The 21,991-nt window shown below is 69.8% G+C and carries 22 protein-coding genes; 14 read left to right on the plus strand and 8 right to left on the minus strand.

Going from position 1 to position 21,991, the window contains the following annotated elements; translation table 11 throughout:
* Nucleotides 1-3 precede the first annotated feature (3 nt).
* Nucleotides 4-450, plus strand: a complete 447-nt coding sequence (locus JNK12_20075; GenBank protein ID MBL8778246.1) for a hypothetical protein — start codon at nucleotides 4-6, stop codon at nucleotides 448-450.
* Here the strand turns inward: JNK12_20075 and JNK12_20080 are convergent.
* The gene (locus JNK12_20080) at nucleotides 404-568 is read right to left on the minus strand and encodes a hypothetical protein (protein MBL8778247.1); all 165 of its coding nucleotides are present in this window, start codon (nucleotides 566-568) and stop codon (nucleotides 404-406) included. The two genes, JNK12_20075 and JNK12_20080, sit on opposite strands and share 47 nt — an antisense overlap.
* Before the next feature lie 139 nt (nucleotides 569-707).
* Nucleotides 708-1,463, minus strand: coding sequence for a sulfite exporter TauE/SafE family protein (locus tag JNK12_20085; protein ID MBL8778248.1), 756 nt, complete (start codon nucleotides 1,461-1,463; stop codon nucleotides 708-710).
* Between the two features lie 71 nt (nucleotides 1,464-1,534).
* On the opposite strand from JNK12_20085, the gene JNK12_20090 reads away from it, so the two are divergent.
* Entirely contained in the window at nucleotides 1,535-2,428 is an 894-nt protein-coding gene (locus JNK12_20090; protein MBL8778249.1) for a LysR family transcriptional regulator, read from the plus strand.
* Between the two features lie 131 nt (nucleotides 2,429-2,559).
* Nucleotides 2,560-3,513, plus strand: a complete 954-nt coding sequence (locus JNK12_20095; GenBank protein MBL8778250.1) for a hypothetical protein — start codon at nucleotides 2,560-2,562, stop codon at nucleotides 3,511-3,513.
* 35 nt (nucleotides 3,514-3,548) lie between these two features.
* Here JNK12_20095 and JNK12_20100 read toward each other — a convergent pair whose 3' ends face one another.
* The 4 genes from JNK12_20100 to JNK12_20115 all read right to left on the minus strand — a co-directional run bounded on the left by JNK12_20100 (nucleotide 3,549) and on the right by JNK12_20115 (nucleotide 8,129).
* Nucleotides 3,549-6,077: an FtsX-like permease family protein gene (locus tag JNK12_20100; GenBank protein ID MBL8778251.1), complete on the minus strand. Its 2,529-nt coding sequence runs from the start codon at nucleotides 6,075-6,077 to the stop codon at nucleotides 3,549-3,551.
* A gap of 122 nt (nucleotides 6,078-6,199) precedes the next feature.
* Nucleotides 6,200-6,886, minus strand: coding sequence for an ATP-binding cassette domain-containing protein (locus JNK12_20105; GenBank protein ID MBL8778252.1), 687 nt, complete (start codon nucleotides 6,884-6,886; stop codon nucleotides 6,200-6,202).
* Nucleotides 6,883-7,542 carry an ATP-binding cassette domain-containing protein gene (locus tag JNK12_20110; protein ID MBL8778253.1) on the minus strand — a complete coding sequence of 220 codons (660 nt, stop codon included), beginning with the start codon at nucleotides 7,540-7,542 and terminating at the stop codon, nucleotides 6,883-6,885. Before JNK12_20110 ends, JNK12_20105 begins: the two co-directional genes overlap by 4 nt.
* Complete coding sequence (locus JNK12_20115) at nucleotides 7,542-8,129, minus strand: hypothetical protein (GenBank protein ID MBL8778254.1); 588 nt, start codon at nucleotides 8,127-8,129, stop codon at nucleotides 7,542-7,544. The genes JNK12_20110 and JNK12_20115 overlap by 1 nt, the downstream gene beginning before the upstream one ends.
* Before the next feature lie 154 nt (nucleotides 8,130-8,283).
* On the opposite strand from JNK12_20115, the gene JNK12_20120 reads away from it, so the two are divergent.
* The 5 genes from JNK12_20120 (at nucleotide 8,284) to JNK12_20140 (ending at nucleotide 12,881) form a co-directional block, all read left to right on the plus strand.
* Entirely contained in the window at nucleotides 8,284-8,967 is a 684-nt protein-coding gene (locus tag JNK12_20120; GenBank protein MBL8778255.1) for a response regulator transcription factor, read from the plus strand.
* Nucleotides 8,964-10,292 carry a HAMP domain-containing histidine kinase gene (locus tag JNK12_20125; GenBank protein MBL8778256.1) on the plus strand — a complete coding sequence of 443 codons (1,329 nt, stop codon included), beginning with the start codon at nucleotides 8,964-8,966 and terminating at the stop codon, nucleotides 10,290-10,292. Before JNK12_20120 ends, JNK12_20125 begins: the two co-directional genes overlap by 4 nt.
* A gap of 48 nt (nucleotides 10,293-10,340) precedes the next feature.
* Nucleotides 10,341-11,018 carry a response regulator transcription factor gene (locus JNK12_20130; protein MBL8778257.1) on the plus strand — a complete coding sequence of 226 codons (678 nt, stop codon included), beginning with the start codon at nucleotides 10,341-10,343 and terminating at the stop codon, nucleotides 11,016-11,018.
* The gene (locus JNK12_20135; protein MBL8778258.1) at nucleotides 11,011-12,384 is read left to right on the plus strand and encodes a HAMP domain-containing histidine kinase; all 1,374 of its coding nucleotides are present in this window, start codon (nucleotides 11,011-11,013) and stop codon (nucleotides 12,382-12,384) included. The genes JNK12_20130 and JNK12_20135 overlap by 8 nt, the downstream gene beginning before the upstream one ends.
* A gap of 113 nt (nucleotides 12,385-12,497) precedes the next feature.
* Nucleotides 12,498-12,881: a hypothetical protein gene (locus JNK12_20140; protein ID MBL8778259.1), complete on the plus strand. Its 384-nt coding sequence runs from the start codon at nucleotides 12,498-12,500 to the stop codon at nucleotides 12,879-12,881.
* A gap of 331 nt (nucleotides 12,882-13,212) precedes the next feature.
* Here JNK12_20140 and JNK12_20145 read toward each other — a convergent pair whose 3' ends face one another.
* A complete protein-coding gene (locus JNK12_20145) occupies nucleotides 13,213-13,542 on the minus strand; it encodes a PepSY domain-containing protein (protein MBL8778260.1) in 330 nt (109 codons plus the stop codon).
* 180 nt (nucleotides 13,543-13,722) lie between these two features.
* Between JNK12_20145 and JNK12_20150 the strand changes: the two genes are divergently transcribed.
* The 6 genes from JNK12_20150 (at nucleotide 13,723) to JNK12_20175 (ending at nucleotide 21,151) form a co-directional block, all read left to right on the plus strand.
* Nucleotides 13,723-14,400, plus strand: a complete 678-nt coding sequence (locus JNK12_20150; GenBank protein ID MBL8778261.1) for a response regulator transcription factor — start codon at nucleotides 13,723-13,725, stop codon at nucleotides 14,398-14,400.
* Nucleotides 14,397-15,593: a HAMP domain-containing histidine kinase gene (locus tag JNK12_20155; GenBank protein MBL8778262.1), complete on the plus strand. Its 1,197-nt coding sequence runs from the start codon at nucleotides 14,397-14,399 to the stop codon at nucleotides 15,591-15,593. The genes JNK12_20150 and JNK12_20155 overlap by 4 nt, the downstream gene beginning before the upstream one ends.
* Nucleotides 15,594-15,794: 201 nt before the next feature.
* Nucleotides 15,795-16,646: a hypothetical protein gene (locus JNK12_20160; GenBank protein ID MBL8778263.1), complete on the plus strand. Its 852-nt coding sequence runs from the start codon at nucleotides 15,795-15,797 to the stop codon at nucleotides 16,644-16,646.
* Nucleotides 16,643-17,329, plus strand: coding sequence for an ATP-binding cassette domain-containing protein (locus JNK12_20165; protein ID MBL8778264.1), 687 nt, complete (start codon nucleotides 16,643-16,645; stop codon nucleotides 17,327-17,329). Before JNK12_20160 ends, JNK12_20165 begins: the two co-directional genes overlap by 4 nt.
* 26 nt (nucleotides 17,330-17,355) lie before the next feature.
* Nucleotides 17,356-18,057 carry an ABC transporter ATP-binding protein gene (locus JNK12_20170; GenBank protein ID MBL8778265.1) on the plus strand — a complete coding sequence of 234 codons (702 nt, stop codon included), beginning with the start codon at nucleotides 17,356-17,358 and terminating at the stop codon, nucleotides 18,055-18,057.
* A 58-nt stretch (nucleotides 18,058-18,115) separates the two neighbouring features.
* Complete coding sequence (locus tag JNK12_20175) at nucleotides 18,116-21,151, plus strand: FtsX-like permease family protein (GenBank protein MBL8778266.1); 3,036 nt, start codon at nucleotides 18,116-18,118, stop codon at nucleotides 21,149-21,151.
* A gap of 119 nt (nucleotides 21,152-21,270) precedes the next feature.
* On the opposite strand, the gene JNK12_20180 is transcribed toward JNK12_20175, so the two are convergent.
* Nucleotides 21,271-21,786, minus strand: a complete 516-nt coding sequence (locus JNK12_20180) for a PepSY domain-containing protein (protein MBL8778267.1) — start codon at nucleotides 21,784-21,786, stop codon at nucleotides 21,271-21,273.
* Between the last annotated feature and the right edge of the window lie 205 nt (nucleotides 21,787-21,991).

Here is a 21,991-nt window from a genome sequence, read left to right on the forward strand (position 1 = left end):
CCCATGACGAGCCAGCCCATCCCGATCGTCTGCGACATGACCGATGCACCCGACACCACCGAGGAACGGCTCGCCGAGTACCGCCGGCTCTTCGGCGGCGATCTGGTCGGCCGTGAACGCACCGAGGAGGGGATCCGGTTCCGGTTTCGGGTTCGCGACGGTCTCGCCGAGGAGATCCGCGACCTCGCCGCCCGGGAGAAGGCGTGCTGCGCGTTCTTCGATTTCGATATCCGCGAACACGGAGACGAGATCACCTGGGACGCGTCCGTCATCGACGACCCCGTCGCCCGCCAGATCCTCGACGATTCCTACGCCCTGCCCGACACGCTGGCCGGTTCCGTTGCCGAGCTCTTCGACCGGTTCGCCGACAACGGGCTCGAGATCGTGATCAACGACGACGGTGTCATGCGACCCGCGAACAACACCGACCTCGGCATCGACGTCCTGTAGCCCGGATCCAGTTGGTGCCGTGTTCGTGCATCGGTTCACCCGCGACCCGTTGCGCGCCAAGAGCCTCGAGCCGGCGGGCTTCGGTCTCGATGTCGACGAGGTCGATGTCGAGGTGCATGCGGTTCTTGACCCGCGTGGCCTTGGAGCAGCGGCTCCGGCCCCCTGTCGTCGGGGTCCAGCAGCGGGACGCGAGTCGGTCTACAACAGCGGCGAGGTCCGCTCCCGGCGCCGTTGGCGACCACCGAATGGTCACCACCTCAGTACAGCTGGCCGACGAGGAACCAGACTGCGAAAGCGGTGAGAAGGACCCCGAACGGCTTGCGCAACCGGTCAGCGGGGAGATGGGCAGCGAACCTGGCGCCGGCGAGGGTTCCCGGCACGAGACCAAGCGTGAAGGCGACGGTGATGGACCACACGACGTCACCCACCAGAGCGTGAGTCACGAGGGTCGGGATGGTCAGGGCTGCGGCGACGACGAGGCTGGTACCGGTGGCTTCGGGCATCTGCAGCCCGAACAGGACGATGAACAGGGGTACGAGCAGGAACCCGCCCCCGTTGGCGAGCAGACCTGCGAGGAACCCCACCGCCGCCGCCATCCCGACGACCAGAGCGGCGCTGTTCCGTCTCGCGGCGGCCCGTGCTGTCGCCTCCGGGTCGGCGCGGGTGGGCCACAGGATCCTGACCCCGACGGCGATCAGCACAACACCTGACACGACCACGAGCGGGCCGCCACCGACGTAGCGGCTGCACAGCGACCCGAGAACCGAGGCCGGTACTCCGCCGGCGACAGCCCGTCGGGCCATCGTCCAATCGATGCGGTCGGCCTTGGAGTAGGTCCACGCACCCGCCGCGGAACCCGGGAGCAGCGCCGGGAGCGGGCAGACGACCGCAGCGAGACCCGGGACACCGATGAGGGCCAACAGCGGCGTGGCGAACGCGGAACCAACCCCGAACAGTCCGTAGAGAACGCCGATGGCCACACCCGCGGCGACGATCTCGGGGAACGGAGGCATGCGTTCAGTACACCTGACGACCTTGTATTGGCGCTATGCCATATCACCTCTATGTGGCATAGCCTTTGGCTATGGAGTTCCATCAGCTCGCCGCGGTCGTCGCGGTCGCCGACCACGGGAGCTTCACCGGTGCAGCCGAAGCCCTCGGTCACTCGCAGCCTTCGATCTCGTTGGCCGTGCGACGCCTCGAACGCGAGGTCGGCATCGCGCTGTTCGAACGGCTGTCCACCGGCGTGGTGCCCACCACCGCCGGCGAGGCCCTGCTGGGTCCGGCCCGCCAGGCGCTACGCGACCGCGACATCGGACTCGAGGCAGTCGCAGACGTCTCGGGCCTCGCTGCGGGCCACCTCGACATCGCCTGCATCCCGACCCTCGCCGCCGACATCGCGACGCCGATCCTGGGAGCATTCCGACGCTGCCACGACCACGTGTCGATCCGCCTTCGCGAGCCCGAGGTCGGAAGCTCGGTCGAGGACCTTGTTCGACGGGGTCAGAGCGAACTCGGGTTCTGCGCCCTTCCCGCCGATGGCACCGGTCTCGCGCAACTCCTCATCGAGGACCAGGAGCTCGTCGCGGTCCTCTCTGCCGGCCACGCGGCCGCCTACGAACGAAAGGGGGCGATCCCCATCGAGCGTCTCGCTGACCTGCCGCTCATCACCGCACCCGAGGGGGCCTCGACCCACACCCAACTCGCTGCCGCCCTAGACGCAATCGGCGTCATGCTGGTCCCCGGAATCGTCACCGATCATCGAGACACGATTGTTCCCCTCGTCCTGGCCGGTGCCGGCGCCGCCGTGCTCCCCCGCGCCGTCGCCGAGACCACTCACTCCCCGGATGTCACGGTGCTCCCTCTCCACCCGGCGATGACGAGAAGTGTCGGGCTCGTGCACCGCCAGACCGTCCTGTCACCCGCAGCCAGGACCATCATCGAGCTCGCGAGCCAAGGCCGTGATGCCTGGCTCTGATTCGCCGGTCAGGCGGATTGTCGACCACTCGAGAGCGACGGGGCCCACATCCCACCGCAATTCCGGATCGGCGCGGCGGCCCCGAGACCGCCGAGGAGTGGACGGACAGCCGGGCGGTCCAGACTCGTTGTGTGGTCACGGTTGGATGGCTCGTCATCGCGCTGGGCGGAGTCGCGGCCATCGTGTGGGGAGCCGAGACCTTCGCCGAGCATCTCGCTGTCGCGTCGACACGGCTCGGCGTGAGCGCGTTCGCCCTTGCGCTTCTCCTTGCGGGGGCGGAGCCCGAGGAGCTGGCGACAGCGGTGACGGCATCGCTGCGCGACGCTCCGGCGATCGCGTTTGGCGATGTCATCGGCGCGAACGTCGCCATCTGCCTCGTAGCACTGGGCGTCGGTGCCCTGATCGCTCCACTCCCGTTCGACAAGTCCGTGATGCGCTACGGCCTCGGTGGTCTGGCGGCGGGAGCGCTCGCTGCCTGTCTCTCGTGGGATGGGACGATCGGTCGGCTTGGCGGGTTGGTACTCATCACGACGTATGCCGTGTTCGTAGGGTTGATCTGGGTGCTCGAACGGCGACCGCCGACCCTGGGCGAAACCGCTGAGCTGGCAGAGGCCGCGGAGTACGAAGAGCCGGGGCGGGTTGGCATCGAGCTGATGCTCGTCTTCGCCGGAGTTACGGCGATGGCCGTCGGCGCTATGGCGCTGGTCGAGGGTATCCGACGTATCAGCGACGTGGAGTCCACGCAGACCGTCCTGGGCTTGACGGTGGTTGGCTTCGCTACCGCGTTCGAACTGGTGGCGCTCGCTTGGTCGAGCGCGCGACGCGGTATCAGCACTGCCGTCGTTGCGGCCGTCGTCGGATCGTTCACCTACAACGTCACCATGACCTTGGGCGCCGGTGCCCTGGCCCGCCCGCTTTCCATCGCCGACGCCGCATCGCTGCACGTGCCCTGGATCACGATGCTTGCCAGTCTCACGCTGGTCCTCGTCCTCGCATTCCCGCGCCACGAACTGCGGCGTGGAGCCGGCCTGTTGCTTCTCACCACCTACCCGTTGTTCGTCATCTGGGTAGTGCTCACGGGCTGAGGCGTCGGGTCACCACCTTGACCGATCCCAGGACCTCACAGGTCACGTACCAGGGTTGCCGCGGGGGCTCGTGTCGACCGCAACGCCGCGGTGGCGGCGAGCGCGACGGCCAGGACCGCGACTGCCCCCACGGTTGCGAGGTAGATCCACGGGACGGCCAGCACTGATGGTGGTGGGTCGAAGACCCCGGTCAGGACTTTGACGAGCATTTCGGAGAGGGCCCAGCCACCGACGGCGCCGGCGAGCAGACCGCCGACGGTGACGAAGGCGGCTTCGCTCCATACGAAGCCGCCGAGTTGGCGGGGTTTGGCACCGAGCGCGCTGGCGATGGCGAAGGTGCGGCGCCGCTCGGCGAGTCCGAGGGCGAGCACGAGTCCGGTGGAGGCGGCGGCGAGCACGAGAGCGAAGCCGAGCTCCACCCGGGTGAGGCCGGCGAGGTCGACCGCGGTCAGGCTCGAGCCGATGATGCGGCGGCTGGTGGTGATGTCGGTCACCTGTGCGGCGGGCCCGACGACATCCTGCACCCCTTGGGCGACGGCTTGTGGTGATGCGCCGTTGGCGTCGACGAGGAACGCGCCGACCGCGTCGGACCCGGTCTGTTGGGTGATGTAGTCGGCGTTGGCGACGAGGAAGCTGTCGCTGGGCGCGGTGGGGAACTCCTTGGCGACCCCGGCGTAATGGAAGGTGACGTCGGTGTACTGCTTGGTCTGTCCATCTTGGAGCCGCAGGATGAGCGGATCGCCCGGTGTCAGCTGGAAGTCGTGCACGGTCTCGAGGCTCACGAGCACGGAGTCGGGGCGCGATCCCAGGGTGCGCATCAGCTCGTCGGCGGTGCCCCCTTGGAAGTACGCGTCCTGGAGCCTGGTGGCTCCAACGATGGTGTCGGTGCGTACCCCGTAGAGGTCTTGGAGGTCGGCGCCGACGTAGGCGAACCGGTGCTGGATGGGCTCGACGCTCCCGACGCCGGGAACCACTTCGATCGCGGTGGCCGTCGATGGGCCCACGTCGGCCCCTGGGGACTCGGTGACGGTGACGTCGGCACCGTTGGTGAGCAACGCGTCCGCCTCGGCCTGTTGGCGGTAGGTCGCGTTGAACACTGCGGTCGATGCGGCGAATGACACGGTGAGGGCCACGAGGACGACGGCGCGGGCCAGCAGTCGGCGTTGGCGGGACATGGAAGCGGCGACCGTCCCGGCCAAGGGGCCCGCGACGAGTCGCGACGCCGAGCAGACGGCGGGTCGACCGCGTCCGAGCACCAGTTCGGCGACGCGCCAAGTCAACAGACCGGCGCCGGCCCACAACAGGGCCGGACCGAGGAAGGCCCAGTAGTTCACCGAGATGGTGGGCACGCCTTCGGCGGCGAGGACCAGCTTGTAGCCGCCTCGGCTCGTGAGCCAGAAGACCAGGGCGCTGGCACCGAGCAGCCAGAAGTCGAGGCCGTAGCGTGCCCAACGCAGCGGCTGGACGCGCCCGACGACTCGGCGCCCGTACGCCACCGAAGCGCTCCGTGCGTCGCGCCACGCTGGGAAGGCGACGGTCGCGGCGGCGATGAACAGGCCAGCCGCGGCCGCGGCGGTTGCCCACCCGATCGAGGCGAGGGTGGTGGCGCCGAAGCCGGCGGTACCGAACACGAGACGTCCGATCAACCAGGCGACTCCGAGGCCGACCGTGGCGCCGCCGACGCCGACGACGGCCGCTTCGGCGCTGCCCAGTTGGACGAGGCGCCGTGTTGTTGCGCCTCGGGCTCGTAGCAACGCCTGTTCGCGGCGGCGGCGCTCGGCCCCCGCGGCGGCCACGGCTGCGGTGAGCAGCCCGGCCAGCACGGCGCCGGGGAGGCCGAGGAAGAGGAAGAGGATCTGCGCGTAGAGGGCATCGCCGCGGGCCCCGTCGAGGGTGGCGGCCAGGTTGTCGCCGACGAGCCCGGTTCCGGCCAGTTGGACCTCGAGGTTGTTGGCCCGACCAGTCACCGTGGTGTAGGCGGCGGAGGGGTCCGACGGGAGGTGGTGGTCGATTCGGGCGTGGGCCTGGGTGCGCACCAGGTCGGGGCGACCCGCGGCGAGGGGATCGAACAGCCGGTGCCATTGCCCCGCCGGGAGGAGGAGCACGTTGTCCGGTGGGGCCTGTGGTTGCGCGCCGATCGGGGCGCCGACCGCTTGGAAGAGCGAGTCGGCCTGGGGAAGGTCCACCACGCCGTCCACCGTTACTCGAACCGGGGGGAGCCCTTGGCGGCCGATGGTGACGGTGTCGCCGGGTGCGGCGCGGAGGTTGGCCGCTGTTTGCTGCGCGAGCAGCACGCCGTGGCTCGACCCGGAGAGGTCTCTGAGCTCATCGGGGAAGGTGGCCCGGTAGCCATCGGGGAGTCCCAGCACGAGGCCGGGCCCAGTGGTCTGTGTGGTCCCGCCGGTGGTGGCCTCGAAGCCGGTGGTGTCGGCGAAGCCGACGGCCATGGTGTCGGTGACGCCGGGAGTCGAGCGCACGGCGTCCAGGACTGCGGTCGGGTCAGCGCCGGCCTGGGCCTCGACCTGCCAGTCGACGGCAACGTCGGCGACCGCCCGATCGGTCATCGTGGCCTTCGAGGCCGACAGGAACGATCCGATCGACGCCAGAAGAGCTACCGCCACTGCTACGCCGGCCGCGGTGGCGGCCAAACGGAGCGGGCGGCGAGCAAGCAGCCCTCGAATCCAGGTCAGGCCGACCATGAGAGCGCTCCGTCGTGGTCGGTGACCAACTCGCCGTCGTCCATCGACCAGAGGTGGTCGAAGCGGCGGGCGACTTCGGGGTCATGGGTGGTGACGAGCAGAGCGGCACCGTGGGCGGCGGCATCGAGCAGGGCCCGGACCACCGCTGCACCGTTCACGTGGTCGAGTTGGCCCGTGGGCTCGTCGGCCAAGATGAGTCGCGGCTTCCCGGCCAGGGCGCGCGCGACAGCGACTCGCTGTGCCTGCCCGCCGGACAGTTCCTCGGGCAGCTTCGAAGCAAGCGAGTTCAGGTCGAGCGCTTCGAGCGCGGTGAGCGCGGCGGCGGTGGCCGCTCTCTCACTTTCGCCGCCGAGGATGAGTGGTAGGGCGACGTTCTCGACCACGTCGAGCGGCGGGAGCAGGCTGGGCCCTTGCAAGATCACCCCGACGGGGCCCGGCCGCAAGTCGTCCAGCCCGCCGATCGCGGGCCATCGCACGTCACCGGCGGTCGGATTGTCGAGGCCGGCGATCAGGTGGAGCAGCGTCGACTTGCCGGAGCCTGAGGGGCCGACGAGGGCAATCTGCTGGCCCGGTTCGATCTCACAGGTCGCGCCGTGGACGGCAACGACGGCGGCCGCGCCGGCACCGAAGGTGCGGCCGAGGCCATCACAACGGACCAGGGGCCTCGACCTCATGACGCGATCCGCCCGTCTTCGAGAGCGATGGTGCGATCCGCGCTGGCGGCCACCGCGTCGCTGTGGGTCACCACGACCACGGCGGCGCCGGCGTCGGCGCGAGCGTGGAGGAGGGTGAGGATCCGGTGCTCGATGGCCTTGTCGACCTCGCCGGTGGGCTCGTCAGCGAGGACGACCGAGGGATCGTTGGCCAGCGCCACCGCGAGGCCGGCGCGGACCGCTTCGCCTCCCGAGAGCTGTGACGGGTTTGCGTGGGCGCGCTCGGTGAGGCCGAGCTCGGCGAGAACCTCTTTGCGTCGGGCAGCGTCGGGCCGCCCCGACATCTGCTGAGCAAGGGTGACGTTCTGGGCCACCGTCAGGTGCTCGATGAGGTTGGCGGTCTGGAAGAGCATCCCGATGCCAGCGGCCCGCATCGCGGCCCGCTCTGGTTCGGTGCGGCGGGTCATCACCTGCCCGTCGATCAGCACCGTGCCGCCGTCGGGCTCATCGAGGCCGGCGAGGCAGGCCAGCAACGTCGATTTGCCCGAACCGGACGGTCCCATGACGGCAACGAGCTCACCCGGGTCCACCGTCATCGACACGCCTCGGAGAGCGAGGGTCTCTTCGTTGGCGGCGTGGTAGAAGCGGTAGAGGTCACGGGCCTCGAGGGCGGCCATCACTGCCAGGTGAACGAGTCGGTGACGATCCGCCAGGGGTCGACGTTGTCGGCGCCTTGGCCGCCGGAGAGCGTGATGATGGCTTCGCGGCCACCCTGCCAGAACTCATAGCGCTCGACGTCGATCGTGACCGGCTGCCCGGTCACTGGGTCGGGCGTCCTCTCGGCCTGGTAGCTGATGAGCACAGCGGTTCCCGCCGTGCGGTCGACTGTGGTCACGTCACCCGCCTGATAAGCGGGGGTGGCCGCGGCGAGCGCAGGGACCTCGTCGGCAGTCGCCGAGGCCGCGGTCGGGGCCGCCGCGGCGCCGATGGTCTCGAGCCGGATGCTGTTGAAGTTGTCGGTGAAGGTGACCACGCCGGCGGACTCGTTGCGGGACCAGCCTTCGGGCACCGTCACGCTGAAGTCTCCCGAGGGCACCGTGTAGGGCACGAACGCCTGGTTGTCGGGGATGTCGCCAGCCGGGTTGACCTCGACCGTGTTCGGGTCGACGGTGGCCGAGCTCGACGCCGAGCCGCTGGAACCGCAGGCAGCCAGGAGCAGGGCCAACGCCACGGCGCCGACGAGGAGTGCAGTTCGTTTGGTCATGGGGTGAACCTACGGAGGGGTCGGTGTCCTGGTCCTCCCCGCTCGGTCAACGGACGGCAAAACCTCGCGAGCGGCGCCGCGCTGGACCGGACGCCGCCCTTACGCTGCACGCCATGGCCGGTCCGCGCTCCCGCCCCCTTGCAGGTACACCCGCGTGACGGCACCGCGGATCCTCGTGGTGGAGGACGACGCGACCATCGGGCGCGGCATCGTCCGCGCCCTCGGCGGGGAGGGGTACCACGTCGAGTTGGCGCCCGATGGGCACGGCGCGCTCGCGATCATCGAACAGGATTGGGACCTCGTCCTGCTCGACCTCGGTCTGCCGGACGTCGATGGGTTGGAGGTCTGCCGCCGTCTCCGCGTCGACCATCCGCTGCTCCCGATCGTGATGCTGACCGCACGCACCGACGAGATCGATGTCGTCGCCGGCCTCGATGCCGGTGCGGACGACTACATCACCAAGCCGTTTCGGGTCGCCGAGCTGTTCGCGCGTGTGCGGGCGCGGTTGCGGGAGCCGTCCGCGTCGGACGAAACGTCCGATCGCATCGTTCTCGGCGACGTGGCCGTCGACCTGGCGGCGAGGCGGGCGTGGCGGGACAGCGTCGAGCTCGACCTGCGGCCCAAGGAGTTCGACCTCCTGAGGCTCCTGGTCACACAAGCGGGCCGAGCCCTGACTCGAGAGCGGATCATGGAGGAGGTCTGGGACGAGCACTGGTTCGGGTCGACCAAGACCCTCGACATGCACGTGTCGTCGTTACGTCGGAAGCTGGTCCCGGCAGGCGGTCCCGACCCCATCACCACCCTGCGCGGGGTGGGGTACCGCTATGAGCTGCCGTGAGGCGTCGAATCCTCGTGGCCATCGTGGCGGTCACTGCGCTCGGTGTCGTCGGCTTCGGGGTGCCGCTCGCCCTCGTGTTGGGCCGCCTCTATCAGGATGAAGCGGTCACCGATCTCGAGCGCCAGGCCGATCGGGCCGCGGTCGAGGTTCCCGCGTCGTCGCTGACCAGCGACGATCCCGTGGAGCTGCCGGCGCCCGAAGGATCGACGAGTCTGGCGCTCTACAACGCAAGCAACGAGCGGCTCTTGGGTGACGGTCCCGCCCAGGGTGACCCCACCGTTCAGCGGGCGTTGCGCGGCGAGGTGAACGACGACCGCCACGGAGGTCTACTCGTGGTCGCGGTGCCGGTGACCAGCGAGGAGCAGGTGTTCGCCGTGGTGCGCGCCGCTCGCCCCGCCTCGGAGGTCCGTGCCCAGCTCTATCGGGTGTGGCTGGCCATGGCCGGGCTGGGCCTGCTCATCATCGCGCTCGCCGCCATCGTCGCCCGGTGGCAGGCCGGACGGCTCAGCCGGCCGGTGCTGGACCTGGTCGATGCCGCTGAACGTCTCGGTGACGGCGACTTCTCCGCCCGCGTCCCCCCTTCGGGTGTCGCGGAGTTGGACGTCGCGGGCCGAGCCCTCGGCGACACCGCCGAGCGGTTGGGTGCACTGGTGACCCGCGAGCGAGCGTTCAGCGCCGACGCGTCCCACCAGCTCCGCACGCCACTGACAGGGCTCCGCCTGCTCCTCGAGAACACGGGGAACGATGGTGCCGACCAGGAAACGGTGCGCGAGGCCATCCACGAGGTCGACCGCCTCGAACAGACCATCGAGGACCTGCTCGGCCTCGCGCGCGACATCGACCGACCACGAGACCTCCTCGACCTCGACACGTTGTTCGCCGACGCCGAACGTGACTGGCACGGCCGGTTCGCCGCCGAGGCGCGCCCCCTCCGCGTGTCCATCTCGCCAGCCGTACCGGCCGTCCGGGCGTCCCGGCGGGCGTTGCGCCAGATCCTCGAAGTGCTCCTCGCCAACGCCCTCGAACACGGCGGCGGTGTTGTCACCCTCGCGGCGCGTCCCACTGCGGCGGGCTTGTCCATAGAGGTCTCCGACGAAGGTCCCGGCGTCGTCGGCGATGTGACCCGCCTGTTCCGCCGGCGCGCCAGCCGCGCTACCCGCGGCATCGGCCTTCCCCTCGCCGCGACGCTCGCCGACGGCGAGGGCGCCCGACTCTCGTTGCGGGCACCGGGCGCCGGCCCGGTGTTCACCCTGCTGCTCCCGGCGGCCAGTGCGTCACGCGACGAAGGTTTGCCGTCGGTTGACTCTGCGGGGAGCGGGCGCTGACCCGGGAGTACGCAGAGTCGCAACCATGAGCGGTAGAGCCATCGAGCGATGAGAGTGCTCATCGTCGACGACGAGGAGCAGTTCGCCGACGCGGTGCGCCGGGGTCTCGAAGCCGAGCACTTCGCAGTGGATGTCTCCCATGACGGCGCCGACGGACTGTGGCGCGCCCGCGAGAACGACTACGACGCGGTGATCCTCGATGTCATGCTCCCCGGGCTCAACGGCTTTCGCGTCTGCCGTCGCCTGCGTGACGACGGCAACTGGGTGCCCATCTTGATGTTGACGGCGAAGGACGGCGACCTGGATCACGCCGAGGCGCTCGACACCGGTGCCGACGACTTCCTCACCAAGCCAGTGTCCTACGTCGTGCTCGTGGCGCGCCTTCGCGCGTTGCTCCGGCGGGGCCGCCAACCCCGGCCCGCGATCTTGCAGGCGGGCACACTGCGCCTCGATCCCGCCGGGCACCGGTGCTGGCGGGGCGACACCGAGGTGGAGCTCGCGCCTCGGCCCTTCGCCGTGCTCGAGTACCTGATGCGCCGGGCCGGCGAGGTCGTCTCGAAGGCGGAGATCGTGGACCACGTGTGGGACGACGCCTTCGAGGGCGACCCGAACGTGGTCGAGGTGTACGTCGGGACCCTGCGACGACGGATCGACGAACCGTTCGGCCGAGCCTCGATCGAGACCGTGCGCGGTGCGGGCTACCGGCTGGCTGCCGACGGTGGCTGAGCGACGCCGCCCGCGGTCGATCCGAGCGCGAACGACCCTCGCCGCCACGGCGATCGCGGCGATCGCCCTCATCATCGCCTCGGTGGCGCTCGTCGGCCTGCTTCGCAGGTCCCTCACCGGTGGAATCGACGACACCGTCGCCGCACGCGCCGACGATGTCGCCCGCCTCGTGGCGACGGGGGACGTACCGCACCCCCTCTCGGTGCCAGGCGGTGAGGTCGCGCTGTTGCAGGTCGTCGATTCGAACGGAGAGGTGGTCGCAGCCAGCGAGAACCTCGACGGCGAAGGGCCCATCGCTGACTTCCCCAGCCGACCACGCGAGCCAGTCACCCACACCGTCAGCGACCTGCCCATCGGGTCCGGCGATCCGTTCCGGGTGGTGGCGGTCACGCCTGCACCACCGAACAGCGATGTGACGGTGTACGCCGCCTTGTCGCTGCGTCCCGTCGACGAGTCGGTCCGCACGCTGACCGGGGCGCTGACCGTGGGCGTGCCCGTGCTGCTCACCCTTCTCGCGGCGATTACCTGGATCGTGGTCGGCCGTGCGCTGCACCCGGTCGAGGCGCTCCGCTCGAAGGTCGCGGAGATCTCCAGCCGGACACTCGACGAACGGGTGGCCGTGCCCCCTACGGGCGACGAGATCGCCGGGTTGGCCGTCACGATGAACGGGCTGTTGGACCGACTCGAGACAGCCGACCGCCGGCAACGCCGCTTCGTGAGCGACGCGTCCCACGAGCTGAAGAGCCCACTGTCGTCCTCCCGCATGGCGCTCGAGGTCGCGCTCGCGTACCCCGAGCGGACCGACTGGCCGGGCGCCGCCCGCCGCCTGCTCGACGAGCAGGGGCGCATGGAACGCCTCGTCCGCGATCTCTTGTACCTGGCCCGGGCCGAGGAACGCCCGACCATCTCACCTCGTGGCCGGGTGCGGCTCGACGAGGTCGTGCACGACGAGGTCAGTCGCCTCCACGACAACCCGGCAATCGACTTCGACACCACCGCCATCCAGGCGGTGACCATCAACGGCAGCGAGGAAGACCTGATCGGTCTGGTGCGAAACTTGCTCGAGAACGCGGCCCGTCACGCGTCGACGCGGGTGACCGTTGAGGTGCGTGACGACACTGACAACCACTGGGCCGTCGTGGTGGTGAGCGACGACGGCCCCGGCATCTCGCCCGACCAACGCGAGCGGGTGTTCGAGCGGTTCGCCCGCCTCGATGACGCCCGCTCGAGGGATCTCGGGTCCAGCGGCCTCGGGCTCGCCATCGCGCGATCCATCGCAGAAGCACATCAGGGAACCCTCGTCATCGAGGACTCACCACGAGGAGCGCAGTTCGTTGCTCGACTGCCCGGGACCAGGACACCGTGACCGTGCGCTCGAAACGCCCTTCAGGGTCCCTTCAGCTGCCTTCAGCATCCGCACAGGCCCGCGAGCGCATCCTCACCAGTAACAGCAACACCCCCCAACAGATGGAGCATGAGATGCACCTCAACCGAAAGCTCGCCGCTCTGGCGATCGCAACCCTCGGCATCGCCGGCCTCGGCGCCGGCACGGCCCTGGCCCAGTCGAGCAGCACGTCGAGCCCCACCAAGGCTGCCGCGGTGGCCGACAACCACCAGGACGCCGACGGCGACAACGTCGACTTCACGCCCGCCGGCGAGGACCCCAACAACGAGGTCCCCGACGCCAACGAGGCGCCGGAGGCCGATGAGGCGAACGAGGCCCCCGAGGCCAACGAGGGCCCGGACACCGACAACGTCGAGTGCGAGGACGGGATCGATGCCACCACCGGCGCCAACTGCGACGGTGGGCCCGCCGCCAACACCGGCAACGACGCCGCTGAAGGCGACACCGGCACCGAGTAGGACCACACCGGTCCGACAGAGAGGGGTGGGAGGGCTCCGGCCCGCCCACCCCTCTTTCGCGTCCGCAGCGACGCAGAGGCTGCGCTTGTTTGCGGTCCGGTTGCCTGGAGCCGACCGCCCGAATGCCTGCCGCTCTCTACCTTCAGCGACGACCACGGGTCTCAGCGGGCAACTCGCGACCTGCTGTTTGCCTTCATCGTCGAACTCCCGATGGCCGGTCCAGAATCGCCCGATTGGCAGGAATGAGCGACCTGTCTCTGGCGCGAACCGACCGGGCGCTGCGGAAGGACAGCACCCGGTCGGGTCGGTGGTGGACAGACGGCGAGTGCCCTCAGTCTCCGGCTTCGTTGCCGTCCGGCGCCTCGGAGTCACCTTCGATGACCACGACGCCGTAGCTGTCGTCCAGGCGGACATCGACCGTGGTGCCGTCGGGCCGCGTGACCTCGACCTCCCAGGTCGCGCCGTTCTCGGTGTCGCGCTCGACCGAGTGGGCTTGGCCTCCGCCCGTCGCCTCGAGGGCTGCGGCGGTGGCCCGGTCCGCGCCAGCGCCGGTCACGGTGCCTTCACCTCCGTCACCGCCGCCGGCAAGCGCTACCGCGCCTCCGGACAGGCCTACAGCGAGCACCACACCCGCACCGGCTGCAATCAGCTTCTTTCGCATCTCGAACTCCTCTCAGGCCCCGGAGGGCCGGTCGAAGGGAGATTCGCTCTCTCCGTGTGCGGATGAACGTACGACAATGCGCCTGAACCCAGCCTGACGGCCCTGGGATTCAGCGCTCGTTCAGGAAGTGGCGCTCAGAATGGCCGACGCCATCAGATGGTCGAGGCTGGAAAGGTCGCCATGAAGCTGCTCGTGGTCGAGGACGACGTCAAGATCGCTCTGGCGGTGACGCGCGGGCTGGAGGCCGAGGGTTTCACCGTCGAAGTCGCCCACGACGGCGACGACGGGCTGTGGCGGGCAATCGAAGGGGCGCACGACCTGATCATCCTCGACCTCATGCTGCCAGGACGTAGCGGCTTTCAGGTCTGCAAGGAGCTTCGTGACGCCGGGATTTGGACCCCGATCCTCGTGCTCACGGCCAAGTCCGGGGACCTCGACGAAGCGGAGGCGCTCGACACTGGGGCCGACGACTTCCTCACCAAGCCGTTCTCCTTTCCCGTACTCGTTGCGCACGTGCGAGCGCTCCTTCGGCGGGCGGGGGGCGGAAACCCCGTGCCGGTCGCGGTTGGGGACCTCCGCGTCGACCCGGGTCGCCGACGAGCCTGGCGAGGTGACACCGAGCTCGCGCTCACCGCGCGTGAGTTCGACGTCTTGTCGTTCCTGGTGCGCCGATGCGGGCAGGTGCTCTCGAAGGAGGACATCTTGGCGGGGGTCTGGGATTACGACTTCGACGGTGATCCGAACATCGTCGAGGTGTATGTGGGGCGTCTTCGCCGCAAGGTTGATGAGCCCTTCGGGCAGAGCTCCCTCGAAACAGTCCGAGGCGCCGGCTACCGCCTCGCCGAGGCCGACGGGTGAGCCGCCCGTCCCTCCGAGCGCGAGTCACCGCCGTAGCGTCCATTGCGGTCGCCCTCGTCCTGGTCGTGGCCGGCACGGTCACGGTGCTCGCCGTTCAGCAGCGCCTGGTCGGGGACCTCGACGACGTCGCCGCCACCATCGTGGGCGAGCTGACACCGGAGATCACCCCTGCCCGACCGCCCGACACCCTGGTGGTCCGAGGCGACGACGACGCCTTCGCTCAGTTCGTCGATCCGCAGGGTCGGGTCATCACCGCCACGACGAACATCGAAGGCGCTCCGCCGATCGTGACTGCCGTCGGGCTCCGCACTATCAGCGGCCTGCCTCATGACGAGGCTCGCTTCCGGGTCCTGGCTCGCCGCGTCGACGGTGGCGTGCTCATCGTCGGCGTCACCCTCGACGACGTCGACCAGAGCCTGGGAGCGCTCCGGCGCACGCTGCTGGTGGTCTCGCCGCTCGTGCTCGTCGCTCTCGCCGCCGTCGTCTGGCTCGTCGTCGGAAGGACGTTGCGACCGGTCGAGATCGCCAACCAACGGCAACGCCAGTTCGTCGCCGACGCGTCACACGAGCTGCGCACCCCCTTGACGAGGATGCGTTCCGAGCTCGAGGTCGACCTGTCGCACCCCGAGGAGGCGGACCTCCTGATGACGCATCGCACCGTCCTGGCCGACGCGATCGAACTTCAAGCCCTCGTCGACGACCTCCTCCTGTTGGCCCGCAGCGACGCCAAGGAGATGGTCTCGCGCCGCGAATCTGTGGACCTCGACGACCTGGTGCTCGACGAGGTGCGCCGCTCGCGTGTGTCGTCGACCGTGACCATCGACCTCTCGCAAATGTCGAGTGGGGAGGTGCGAGGCGACGCTGACCAACTCAGACGGGTGGTTCGGAACCTGGTCGACAACGCGCTGCGGCACGCGACGTCCGTCGTGGCCGTGGAGCTCAGCGAGGACGTCGACGGCGTCTTGCTCGCATTCACCGACGACGGCCCTGGCGTCCCCGCTGCGGAACATGCGCGCATCTTCGAACGCTTTGCTCGCCTCGACGAGGCACGCACGACGCGCGCTGGCGGCACCGGTCTGGGCCTGGCGATCACACGCGACATCGTTGTGGCACACGGCGGGACCGTGTCCGTGGACGCCGACCACGTGGGCGGGGCTCGATTCGTGGTGCGCCTGCCACTGGCACCCCGGTGACACCGGGCCGGGGTCGCAGCGACGAAGCGGTGCCGAGCTGCCGGTGTGCCCCGTCGTTGGAGAGCCGACTGTTCAGGCGGGCGTCAGGTGCTCCTCGGTACAACAGCATCCATGTTGCTCGAACCACCGTCCTCGAGAAGTGCGATCCGCGCAGGCGCGCACCGGCCGCTCCTCCGTGGATGGCGCGCAGGCGTGGTGCCGGTGGCGGCCGCCCTCTTCGTCCTGACGGCCGCATGCGGCGGGTCGGGTTCCAGCGAGGCGGGGTTGGCCGTCGATCCGAACGACGAGGGGACGAAGGTCGATTTCGACCCGGCGAACTTCGTCGACCCGACCTTGTCCACGAACCCCTATCACCCGCTGGCGCCCGGTACCCAGTGGGTGTACGGCGGAAGCACAGAGGTCGGTTCGCGGACGGTTCCTCACGGGATCATCGTCACCATCACGGACGTGATCCGTGAGATCGACGGCGTGCCCACGGTGGCGATGCTCAGCGAGTCGACCGACTCCGGGGAGATCGCCCAGATCGGCATGGACTACATGGCGCTCGACAAGGACGGGAACGTCTGGATCCTGGGCGGCTACGACGAGGACTATGAAGGCGGCGAGTACACCAACATCGACACGGCGTGGCTGGGAACGGGCGAGGGTCAGATCGTCGGCATCCTCTCGCCGATGGATGTCACCGCCCACACCCCACGGTGGTTCATCGGACAAGCACCCGAGGAGGCAGGCTCGGTCGGCGAGCCGGTTCGGGTCGGTGTGCGCGAGTGCGTGAGCTATGGGTGCTTCGACGACGTGCTCGTGGTGCAGGAAGGCAATGTCGGTGCCCCCGACAACGAGGACAAGTACTACGCCCCTGGTGTCGGCGTGATCAAGAACGTCCCGCTCGACGCCAGCCTGCACCAGGACCGCTTCGAGCTCCTCAACTTCCTCGATCTGAGCGCCGACGGTCTGGCCGAGGCCAGCCAGACGGTCCTCGACATCGAAGCCCACGCCCTTGAGACGGCCCCCGAGGTGTTCTCGGGGGAGCCGGCAGCCAGGCGGGCGTCGTGACCACAACCCCGATCGTGGCGCTCAACGGTGTCTCGAAGTCCTTCGAGAGCGGCCCGGATGCGACCGTCGTGCTCGACGATGTGCACCTCGAGATCCGCCCCGGGGAGAAGGCCAGCCTGGTGGGGCCGTCCGGCAGCGGGAAGTCGACGCTGTTGTCCCTGATCGCCGGCCTCCTCCGTCCCGACTCGGGCAGCGTCGAGATCGACGGCGTGGCGATGAGCGAGCTCGACGACCGCCACCGCGCCCGGCTGCGGGCCGACCGGATCGGGATCGCCCTCCAGTCCGACAACCTGATCCCCTTCCTCACCGCCCGTGAGAACGTGGAGGTGGCGCTGGCCTTCGGGACTCGTCGGCGGGCGGGCAGGTCGCGGGCGGCCGCCCGAGGTCGAGCCATGGAGCTGCTCGATCGGTTCGATGTCGGCGACCGGGCCGGCCACCGTCCCCGCCACTTGTCCGGTGGTGAGGCGCAGCGGGTGGCGCTGGCGGTATCGATGGCCAATGAGCCGGCGCTCCTGCTGGCTGACGAGGTCGTGGCCCAGCTGGACGGGGAGACCGCGACCCGGGTGGTCGACGAGGTGTTGGACGCCGACTTCGCCGTGTTGTACGTGACGCACGACCTCGCCTTGGCCGACCTGGTCGAACACCGTTATGTGCTCGACGGCGGGGCCGTGGTGTCCAGATGACCAGCGTCCAGAGGACCAGTGACCCGATGGCCAGCGACAACACGATCGTGGCGGTCGACCTCATGGTCGAGCATCACAACACCGACGAGGTCGTGCGGGCCCTCGATCCCGTGTCGCTGACGGTGAAGGGCGGTACCAGCGTGGCGGTCATGGGGCCCAGCGGTTGCGGCAAGTCGACCCTGCTTGGCCTCTTGGCTGGTTTGGCCCTCCCCACGGCCGGCACGGTCACGATCGGTGACGATGCCGTCTCCGAACTCGATGAGCGGCGCCGGGTGCTGTTCCGCCGCCAGAAGCTGGGCATGGTGTACCAGGCCGACAACCTGCTTCCGCACCTGACGGTCGAGGAGAACGTGGGTCTCCAGCTCGCCATCTGTGACGGGGAGACCGCCGCCGACGCGCCCCGGGAGGTAGCCGACGTGCTGGAGCGCCTCGGGATCGGCGAGCTCGCGGGCCGGCTCCCTGATCAGCTCTCCGGCGGGCAGCGTCAACGCGCATCGGTCGCCCGGGCCATCATCCACCGACCCTCGGTGGTACTGGCTGACGAACCCACCGGTGCGCTCGATGGTCGCAGCGCCCAAGTCGTGATCGAGCTCCTCGTCGAGGTGCAGGGGGAGATTGGCGCCACGCTCGTCCTGGTCACCCACGACCCCGCGATCGCCGCACATCTCGACCGGACGGTCGAGCTGCGGCGACCCGCCCGAGCCCAGGAACCAACCAATGCTGGTTAGGTACGTACTCGCCGATCTCATCCGCAACCCTCGCCGGACGCTGTCGACGATGGTCGGCGTGACCCTGGGGGTCGGGCTCTTCTGCGGCGTGCTGTTCTTCGTGGACGGGCTCTCAGCGTCCATGACCCAGCGCGCCGTGGCGCCCCTGGCCATCGACATGCAGCTCGTCGTGACCCAGCCCATCGGGGCCTCGCTGACCATGACGCAAACGTCGGAGCCGTCGGGTCGGCTGCCCACCGGCGGCGAGTCGTCCATCGTCCTCGAGATCGCCAACACCGGCGAGGTCGACGCCCATGACGTGACGGTTCGGTCAGTGCCGGTCGCCGAGCTGGCGTTCGTACCCCGCTCAGCCGAACTGGACGGGACCCCCATCGCCGGGATCGGCGACAACCCCTTCGCCCACGGCCGAGCGCAGACAGGCTTCAACCTGGGGACCCTTGCACCAGGCGACTCCCGGCGCATGAGCTATCGGTTGACCGCGACGGGCGAGGTTCGTGTCGACGAGTCCGCCGTGGTGTCGAGCTACTCGAGTCGCGAGAACCCGATCCCGGTCGCCGCCAACGAGCCCGCGGTGGTGGACCTTCGCGATCTGGCGACCACGATCCGGGCGGTGGACGGGGTGGCCGCCGCCAGTCCCCTGTCCATCGCCGACCTCGGCGTCTCCCGTCTCACGGGCGCCGGGATCACCCCGCCCGACCCGGCCAAGATCTTCGCCTTCGACGACGCGTACGCGGCACGGGACAACTCCATCGACATCGTCGACGGCACGCTCTCCGCCGACGGCGCGGTCCTCAGCGCAGAGGCGGCCGCCGCGCTGGGACTCGCGCCGGGCGACACCGTTTCGGTGCAGCTGCCCGACAATTCGACGATCGATCTGGTGGTCAGCGGCGTGGCGGACCTGTCGAGGGCGCGGTCGCTGTTCTCGAGCCGTCGCGGTGGCGACCTCGAGACGTTCGTCTACACCGCCCACTCGGTGATCGTCTCACCAGGGACCTTCACCGATGTCGTCCAACCCGCCTTCGACCGCGCCGCCGCGGCGGGCGGCGGGCGGATCAAGGCTCCGCCGGTCCGCGAAGTCGACATCTCCTTGGTCCGCGACCGCCTCGACGCCGACCCCGCCAGCGCCCGGCTCGAGACCGGCCGAATCGGCGGCGACGTCGTCGCCGCAGCAGGACGCTCCGACTACCTGCTCGACAACATCTCCAACACGCTCGAGGTCGCGTCCGGAGACGCCGACGTGGCCAAGCAACTCTTCCTGTTCCTCGGCATCCCCGGCGGGTTCCTCGCCGCGATGCTCGCCGCCTACTCCGGCTCCGTGCTCGCTGAGGCCCAGCGTCGAGAGCAGGCCATGCTCCGCGTCCGCGGGGCCGCCCGACGGCACCTCCTGCGCATGCTCGCCCTCCGCACCGGGGCGCTGACCGCCGTCGGATCGGCCCTCGGGCTCCTCTGCGGCTACCTCCTCGCAGCGGCGATCCTCGGCCAGGAATCGCTCGACCGCGCCAACCCGTCCAGCCTGGCCACCTCGGCGGTGCTCGGCACTCTCGGAGGGTTCGCCGCCACGGGTATGGCCCTCTACCTGACCGGGCGCCGCTCCATCGACCGCGAGATCAACGGCGACCGGGCCCGGCACACACTCAGCGTCCCCATCTGGCGTCGCGCCCGCCTGGACCTCGTCGGCGTGGCGGTCGTCGCCATCGGGACCGCGATCGCCGTACGCGCCGGTGCCTTCGAGGGAGCGCCAGGGTCGGTGTACTTCGGCCGCGGGGTCAACCTCAACGTGGCGCTGCTCGTGCTGCCGCTCGCGGTGTGGATCACCGGCAGCCTGCTGGGCGCTCGCGTCATCGGCGCCGTGCTCGGGCGGACCCAGCCGCGATCGACCGCCGCGGTCGGGCGGCCGCTGCCCAGCCTGTACCGACTCAGCATCGGGCGCCGCCCCTGGTCCATCAGCAACGGGGCTTTCATCGTCACCCTCATCGTCGCGCTGGCCACGTGCCTCTCCGCCTTCACTGCGTCCTACGACGCCGCGAAGGTCCGAGACGCCCGCTACGCGAACGGTGCCGACATCCGCATCACCCCCAGCCCGACGTCCGCCCGGGCGTACAGCGTCGATGACACCCAAGCGTTCCAGACCACGGGCGTCGTCGACGCCACCCCTGTCGTGTACGAGCTCAGCAACGTCATCCTGCGCAGCGCGCGCACGTCGGACCCCGCCAACCTGGCCGCCGTGGACCCCGCCACCTACCCCTCGGTCGCCCCACTGTCCGGCAGCCGCTTCACCGGCGGCAGCGCGGAAGACGCCCTTCGCGGGCTCCGCGACGACCCCACTGCCATCCTGGTCAGCGAGGACACGGCGGCGTTTCTCAAGGCTGAAGTCGGTGACACCCTCCAAGTGGTGCTGGCCCGGGCCACCGACGCCCAGGTGGAGGTCCCGCTCCACATAACCGGACTCTTCGAACGCCTCCCCGGGTTCCCTGACGGTGCCGACGCCGTGATGGCCATCTCCGCGCACACCGCCGCGGTGCCGTCGAAGAACCCCGACTTCTTCCTCGCCGCGACCGAGCGCGACGACACCGCCGGACTGCGCACGGCAGTCGAATCGCTGCGCGCCGACGCCCCGAGCGACGCCGAGTTCCAGATCGACACACGCGTCACGGCCCTCGCCAGCGATCAGTCGAGCCTCGCCGCGCTCAACATCGCCGGCCTGGTCGACCTGGACTCCACGTTCTCCCTCGCCATGGCCGTCGTCACCATCGCCATCTTCGTGTTCGGCCTCCTCCTGCAGCGCCGCCGGGAGTACATAACCCTTCGCGCGCAGGGCCTCGAGCCGTCCACCATCAGAAGGCTCATCACGCTTGAAGCCGCCACCGTGGCGGTGCTCGGCGCCACCGCCGGCGTCGTTGTCGGCGTCATCATGGGCTCCTACTTCGTGGCCGTCCTTCGACCCCTTTTCGTCCTCACCCCCTCCTACACCGTCCCCGTCGACGGCGTCGCGATCGCGGTCGGCCTGGTGCTCCTCGCCACCCTCGCCTCGACCGCCGCCGCCTCCCGTATGGTCAACCGCCTCGAGCCGACCGAGCTCCTCCGCGACGAGTGACCGAGCGGGTTCGGCCGACCACAACCCTCTGTTGCGAGCCTGGCGCAGCGGCCACGCGAAAGCGGGACCCCTCGCAAGGGGTCCCGCTTTCCGCCCGACCGGGGAACCGGGGTTTCGGTTCAGTTCCCGGCCGACTCGGCGGCGTCGGGGGCCTCGTTGCCCGCGTCGCTCTCGTTGGCGTCGGGGGCCTCGTTGCCTTCGTCGCTCTCGTTGTCGACCTCCTGGGCGAGGACCTCAGCCGTACCGGCATCGACCTTCACGTCGGTTACGGTTCCGTCCGCTGCCGTCACCTCGACGCTCCAGACCACACTGCCGTTCTCGTTCTCGAGTTCACCCTTGGCGGCCGTGCCCGGGACCGCCGCGAGCGCGGCTGCGCTCGCTTCGTCGGCCGTGACGGTCGCGAGGCGGTCGAGGCTGGCCGACTCGCTGGCCTCGGACGTTCCCTCCGCGGCCTCCGGAGCCGTCACCGAGGACTGGTAAGACGGATCCTGCTCCTGGTCGGCCTCGCTGGACGCCGGTGCCGGGTTCGTCGAGGTCTGGCCGGTGGCGGCGCCGGCGATGCCGGCAGCACCAGCCACGATGCCGACTGCGGCAGCGCCGGTGTAGAGCAGGCGTTTGGTTCGGGTGGAGGGCATGGTTCTGGTGTCTCCTGGTTGTCCGGCGACGGTCGGTCGACCTGCCGCCACCGACAACCTGCGCCTCGCGTGCTGAAGACGACCTGAAGGCGTCTCCTCATTCGGTGTGACGCCGAGTACCGAGCTGGCGGTCCTTCGCTTCTTTGCCGTCCCGTTGCCTTGCGGTGACCGCCCGAATGCCCGCCGCTCCTTACCTTCAGCGACG

It is taken from the genome of Acidimicrobiales bacterium, assembly GCA_016794585.1.
Classification (GTDB): Bacteria; Actinomycetota; Acidimicrobiia; order Acidimicrobiales; family DATDAH01; genus JAEUJM01.